Origin of the sequence: Streptomyces sp. NPDC006458, assembly GCF_040612135.1 — a bacterium.
Lineage (GTDB): Bacteria > Actinomycetota > Actinomycetes > Streptomycetales > Streptomycetaceae > Streptomyces.
Genome location: NZ_JBEXPR010000081.1, coordinates 1 through 3,468 on the forward strand (window position 1 = coordinate 1; position 3,468 = coordinate 3,468).

2 protein-coding genes and 2 pseudogenes are annotated in these 3,468 nt (G+C 66.3%); 1 reads left to right on the forward strand and 3 read right to left on the reverse strand.

Going from position 1 to position 3,468, the window contains the following annotated elements:
- Nucleotides 1-182: 182 nt before the first annotated feature.
- Nucleotides 183-1,706 carry an ISL3 family transposase gene (locus tag ABZZ79_RS39545; RefSeq protein ID WP_356697510.1) on the reverse strand — a complete coding sequence of 508 codons (1,524 nt, stop codon included), beginning with the start codon at nt 1,704-1,706 and terminating at the stop codon, nt 183-185.
- Here ABZZ79_RS39545 and ABZZ79_RS39550 point away from each other — a divergent pair.
- A pseudogene (locus tag ABZZ79_RS39550) lies at nt 1,699-2,447 on the forward strand (IS3 family transposase); the annotation flags it as partial. The gene ABZZ79_RS39545 and the pseudogene ABZZ79_RS39550 overlap by 8 nt on opposite strands.
- An 85-nt stretch (nt 2,448-2,532) precedes the next feature.
- Here the strand turns inward: ABZZ79_RS39550 and ABZZ79_RS39555 are convergent.
- Nucleotides 2,533-2,877: a group II intron maturase-specific domain-containing protein gene (locus ABZZ79_RS39555; protein WP_356697512.1), complete on the reverse strand. Its 345-nt coding sequence runs from the start codon at nt 2,875-2,877 to the stop codon at nt 2,533-2,535.
- Between the two features lie 42 nt (nt 2,878-2,919).
- Nucleotides 2,920-3,375 (reverse strand): annotated as a pseudogene (locus tag ABZZ79_RS39560) (reverse transcriptase domain-containing protein); the annotation flags it as partial.
- Between the last annotated feature and the right edge of the window lie 93 nt (nt 3,376-3,468).

Consider the following 3,468-nt stretch of genomic DNA (forward strand, 5'->3'; position numbering starts at 1 on the left):
GCACCCACAGCGGCCTTCCCGGCCTCGGTGTCACTCGTCACGTCAGTCATCAACTGTCGCTTCCAGCTCGGGAGTTACACCGCTCACCGTACAGACCCCCGAGATCCTCTACCGTGCTGCCGCCGCGGACAGAGCTGGGGACGTTTATCGACTCTGTCGCTGATCTTGTGATCGGCTGGTGGTCAGGTTCTGAGGAGGATCCGGGTTCGGAGGAGGTCGAGTTTGGCTCGGCCGTAGCCGGCTCGCTTGATCAGCTTGACTCTGGTGACCTGGCCTTCGACTTGGCCTGAGCTCCAGGTTGAGGAGAGGCCGGCGACGACGGCGTCCCGGTCGTGGAGGAGTCCGCGGGCGAACTGCTGTAGCGATGGCAGGTCGCTGCCGTGGACCTGCTCGATCCAGTCGAAGAGGTCTTGCCCGCGTCGGTCGTGCATGAGGGTGGCGAAGGTCCGGACGTGCTCGACGGCTGCATCGAGTTCGGGGCAGGCCGACCGGATCGCTTTGAGCCCGAGGATTTCGTGGGGCCGGAGCCGGTCGGGGTGCGTCATCACCCAGCGAAGTGCCCGTCGCGGCTTGGGCAGGGCAGGTGTGGGAGGGGCGGTCTGGATGCCCTGCTTCAGCTGGCGGATGTATCGGTTGACGCCAGTGCGTTCGCCACGAAATCCCTGGTCACGGACTTCTCGGAAGAGCTGACTGGCGTTGCGGCAGCCTTGGGTGAAGCGTTCGTAGAGGTAGGGCTTGTAGTCGTCCAGCAGGGTGCGTCGCTGGGTGACCTTGACCAGCAGCTCGTCGACATCCGAGGTTTGGGCGTATCGGCGGACCGCGTAGTAGTCCAGGTCGAGGTCCCGACTGATTCCGCGGAGGGATCGGCCCTGGGCGAGGAGTTCGTGGACGCGGCGGTGTCGTTCGCGGATCCGTCCGACGATCCGGCGGGGCTGGCCGCGGACGTCAAGTGTTCCGTCCGGTGGTGCGACGGGGGCCTCCTCATCAGACTGCCTGGCCGCTTCGTGGCCGGCGCGGATGCAGGCGTAGTGGCTGGTGAGGGTCCTCTCGACGGCTTTGGCAAGGTTGTTCCAGAGGTGCCACACGTCTGCGATCTGGACTGCTTGAGGAGCGGCTGCCCTGGCGGCCTCGGCATAGGCGGAGGCCCTGTCGCGGCAGATGATCTCGACTTCCGGATGGTGTTCGAGCCACCGGGCGACCGCCGCGGCCTCCCGCCCAGGCAGGACGTCGATGGGGCGGCGGGCTTCGAGGTCGACCAGCAGCGTCGCGTAATTGCGACCCTTGAGCAGGGCGAACTCGTCCACTCCCAGGACCCGCACCATGCCGGGTTCCTCGAGGTCGGAGGCTCGAAGAAGCCGTAGCAGGGTGTCCTTGGCCACCGGCATCCCCATCCGCTGAGCGAGCCGGGCTCCAGCTCGCCCGGCCAGGGCCTCTGCGACCCGCACAAGCAGCTTGCGAAGAATCGGAGTGTGTCGGGCATGAGGGCTGGTCAGACCCGGTATCTGTTCGACGAAGGTCACCGCCGGGCAGCCGGAGCTGAGGCACTTGAACCGGCGGACCACCAGCCGGACCACCACCGGAGTAGTTCCCACCGCGGCGTCTGCCAGGCGCCGTTCGTACCGACCGTGGGGGCCTGTCCCCGAGTGGTGGACACCTCTGAGCCCGGCCCCGCCAGGGGCCGGGTAGGAGGGATCTCTTATGGTGATGAAGGTCTACTCGCCCGAGTTCAGGGCGGACGCTGTCGCGCTGTACCTGTCGGACCCGAGCCACACCTTCGAGGGCATCGGAAAGGATCTGGGGATCAGCCGGGAGACGCTGCGCAACTGGGTGCGGGCCGAGCGGGCCCGCCGCGGTCCAAGCGGCGCCACGAGCACGAACACGAAGGACGTCCCGGTGAGCGAGGCCACGAGGCAGGAACTGGAGGCCGAGATCGCGGCCCTGCGCGCGGAACTGAAGACCGTACGCAAGGAGAACCAGAAACTGGCCACCGAACGGGACATCCTGCGCAAGGCGACGAAGTTTTTCGCACAGGAGATGACCTGGTGAACCGCTGCCAGTTCATTGAGGACCACCACCGCGCCTGGGGCGTGAAGCGGTTGTGTCAGGTGCTGGAGGTCGCCCGCTCCAGCTTCTACAAGTGGCGGGCCGGCCGTGCAGCCCGCACCGCGCGCGAGCGGGCCGACGCGGCGCTTGCCGAGCGGATCCGGGCCGTGCACGCCGAGTGGGACGGCACCTACGGCCGCCCCCGGATCACCGCCGAACTGCGCGAGGAGGGCGAGCGTGTGAACCACAAGCGCGTCGGGCGGGTGATGCGAAAGTTCGGTATCGCCGGGCTGCGGCTGCGCAAGCGCCAGGTCACCACGGTGCCCGAGCCGTCCGCCACACCGGTGCCGGACCTGCTTGGGCGCGACTTCACCGCCACGGCGGCGAACACCAAGTACGTCGGGTCGGGTAGCCGGAGGGGATCTCACCCTCCGGCTCCCACAGAACCGTGCGTAACAGTCTCCCGTTACACGGCTCTTGTCACCCTGATCACCAGAAATTACGGCACAGGCGCCAATGCGCGAACATTCCCGGGTACCGCTGTGTGATCCCCTGGAAACAGTCCTTGGCTTTCTTGAACCCGGCCAGCCGTTTGTACTTTCTGCGGATCCAGCGCACCAGGTAGGCGTTGATGCGCCGCAGGAGAGGTTTCAGCGCGGAGTGATAGAACGCTCCGTAGTACTGCATCCACCCTCGCACGATCGGGTTGATGACCCGTGCGAGTTGAGCAAAGGTGTGGCCCGTGCGCAGGTGAATCCGCCACCCGCGCAATTCGGAACTGAGCCTCTTCAGGGCCTCCTTGCTGATCGCAGGCAGAAAGCACGGGAATGTCACCCCATGCTTGCTGCGCGCCGCGCGAGCGCGGAACGTGAACCCCAGGAACGTGAACGCCGTGTGCTCATACGAGACCCGCCGGTTCGCGTCCTTGCAGTAGACGATCCGGGTCTTGTCGGGATGCAGACGCAGCCCGACCTCTTCCATCCGGTTCCCGATCGCCTCCACCAGTCTTCTGGCCTGGCGCTCGCTGACGCAGTGCACGACCGCGTCATCCACGTAGCGTTCGAAGGGGACGTTCGGGAACTCCCGAGTCAGCCACATGTCGAACGCGTAGTGGAGGAACAGATTCGCCAACACGGGCGAGACCGATGACCCTTGCGGGGTCCCCCGGTCTCGCATCTGCAAGGTGCCATCGGGTAGTTGAAGCGGTGCCTCCAGCCATCGCCGGACGTACAACTTCACCCAAACGGCGTCGGTGTGTGCTTCCACAGCCTTGACGATGAGGTCCCAGCGGACGCTGTCGAAGAACTTCTGGATGTCGAGGTCGACAACCCAGTTCCTCCCGCTCCGCGCTCGTCAGCTCGCCCGGCGTCCCCCGCCCGCGGTCGATCGTGTCCTGCTTCACCCAGTTCCGCAGCCCCTCGGCGC